The sequence below is a fragment of the Blautia sp. ZXY-1-C6 genome (assembly GCF_056339875.1).
The window spans coordinates 1-2,500 of record NZ_JBWJVQ010000161.1 but is presented as its reverse complement, the minus strand read 5'-3'; the positions used below and the strand labels follow the sequence as shown (position 1 = coordinate 2,500).

Annotated in this window: 3 protein-coding genes (1 of these 3 cut by a window edge); all 3 read right to left on the bottom strand. The window is 40.2% G+C overall.

The window, feature by feature from the left end; genetic code table 11:
* On the bottom strand, nt 1–528 hold the 5' portion of the coding sequence (locus AC075J_RS07405) for a lysophospholipid acyltransferase family protein (protein WP_476390202.1). Its footprint begins 186 nt before the window's first position; only the first 528 of its 714 coding nucleotides appear in the window; it begins with the start codon at nt 526–528; its stop codon lies off the left edge, out of view.
* Nucleotides 529–546: 18 nt separating this feature from the next.
* Nucleotides 547–1,104 (bottom strand): hypothetical protein, encoded by a 558-nt coding sequence (locus AC075J_RS07400; protein ID WP_022380444.1) that lies wholly within the window; start codon nt 1,102–1,104, stop codon nt 547–549.
* A gap of 2 nt (nt 1,105–1,106) precedes the next feature.
* On the bottom strand, nt 1,107–2,500 hold a 1,394-nt coding region (locus AC075J_RS07395), incomplete at its 5' end, for a DNA gyrase C-terminal beta-propeller domain-containing protein (RefSeq protein WP_476390201.1).

Genomic DNA, 2,500 nt, shown 5'->3' with positions numbered 1-2,500 from the left:
CGGACATTTTGATTTCGTTGCAGCTTTAAAACTTCCACCTTTAAATTCCTGCGGATGATTGCCGTCTTTGCTTCTGGTTCCCTCGGCAAAAATCAGATAGTTTCTTCCTGCCTTTACTTCTTTGATAACATTAATGATTACCTGCATAGATTGTTTGACATCATCACGGTCAATCATAAACGCTTTCATGCATGCAAATACCTGCTTCAGAAATGGTACGTTTGTCAGCTCTTTTTTTGCCACTATCGAGAAAGGTACCGGACACACCTGTATGATTGCAAGTACATCAAATAATCCCTGATGATTGGGAAAGAAAATAAACCCATTTTCTTTTGGAATATTTTCCATACCATGACCGTCAATTACCAGATTACCGCCTTTCACTGCTCTGTTATCTACATATTTAAGAAGCTGATATCTCTGTTCTTCACTGTAACGTTCTGCATGCGATGCATACCAGCATAACTTAAACCATCCATATGGAACAAAAAAGAGATTTCTAAATACCATCAGTAATATTCTTTTCATTTTTTTGCCCTCGATATATTACACTCCTGCTTTTTCCGAAATTTTGTCTTCATATCCCGGATTTTTCTTGATAAATGTTTCATATGCTTTGGTATACGTCTTGTAAGCATCTGTCTTCATAAATTGGACATATGCTGTAGCCGCCTGAGTTTTCATATCATCTGTAATCTGTGATGGTGCCATGATATAATAAGTTTTATCCTGTTTACCAACCATATAAGTTCCAACACATGGATATTCCTGATCATCCTCCAGAATCAGATTGTAGGTTATGTATACATAACTGTACTTGTCATTTTCAGAAAGGATCTCACAATCCTGAACAGATACTTTCTTAGGATTATGTGCCGCAAAATATTTGAGTGTTGCTGTAATCTCTGTCTGAAGATCTGCTTCTGTATTATCTACCTGGTTATAGCACTCCTTCACTTTCTTTTCTTTCCCGTCAGTATAGGACTGAATCAATTCCTCTGTTACTTTTTCCGGTGATTTATGACTCACTCCCCCGCATCCTGCCACACAGAGTGTCAGTAATACCAACACTCCGGCTGCAAGATATCTGTACCATTTCTTCATGGTTATTCCTCTTCCCCTCTGTTCTCATCCTGTGTCTCCTGATCTGTCGGCTGATCAGATTCTTCTGTTTCTGCACTGTCCGTAATTTCCACTGCTGCCTGCTGTGCATTTGTATCTTTTTCTTCCTTATCTCTCACTTTAGCTACACTGGCTACAGTGACACCCTCTGTAAGATTGATCAGTTTTACACCTGATGTAATTCTTCCAAGAATGGAAATATCAGCGCAGGCGATTCTGATGATAATACCTTCCGTAGTGATCAGCATTACTTCATTATCTTCATTTACAGCTCTTGCTCCGATTACATCACCGGTTTTCTCGGTAATCTTATAACATTTTACACCTTTACCGCCACGATTCTGACAGGTAAATTCACCCATAGAAGTACGTTTACCCATACCATTTGCAGAAACTATCAGCAGGCAATCTCCCTGAGAATTCAGCTGCATTGCTACCACTTCGTCTCCGTCATCGATATTCATACCGCGTACGCCCATAGAAGTTCTGCCTGTACTTCTTACATCTGTTTCTTTAAAACGGATACACATACCATCTTTTGTAACAAGTATTATATCCTTCTTATCATCTGTAAGCTTAACCTCGATCAGTTCATCATCATCACGCAATGTGATAGCTGCCAGTCCGTTTTTACGCACATTCGCATATTCTTTAATCGGTGTTTTCTTTACCAGGCCATTCTTCGTAGCCATCATCAGATAATGACCATCTTCAAATTTGCGAAGCGGGATTACTGCAGTGATGCATTCCCCCGGCATAAGCTGTAACAGATTAATAATCGCAGTTCCTCTTGCAGTACGTCCTGCCTCCGGAATCTCATATGCCTTCAGACGATATACCCTTCCTGTATTTGTAAAGAACATCAGATAATGATGGGTAGTTGTCATCAGAAGTTCTTCAATGTAGTCATCCTCAAGAGTCTGCATTCCCTTGATTCCTCTTCCACCTCTGTTCTGGCTTCTGAAATTATCTACTGTCATTCTCTTAATATATCCAAGTTTGGTCATTGTGATCACTGTATTCTCTCTCGGAATCAGATCCTCTGTAGAAATATCGTATACATCATATCCGATAGAAGTCTTTCTGTCGTCTCCGTATTTCTCTGCAATTGCAAGAATTTCTTCACGAATCACGCGAAGAAGAAGACTTCTGTCCGCAAGGATAGCCTCGTATTTACGGATTTTTTCCATTAAATCAGCATACTCTGCTTCCAGCTTCTCTCTTTCCAGACCTGTCAGAGCACGCAGACGCATATCTACGATTGCCTGTGCCTGAACATCTGTCAGTTCAAAGCGGTCCATTAACTCCTGTTTTGCGATCTGCACATTCTGCGAAGCTCTGATAATACGGATCACCTCATCAATATTATCCAGTGCTT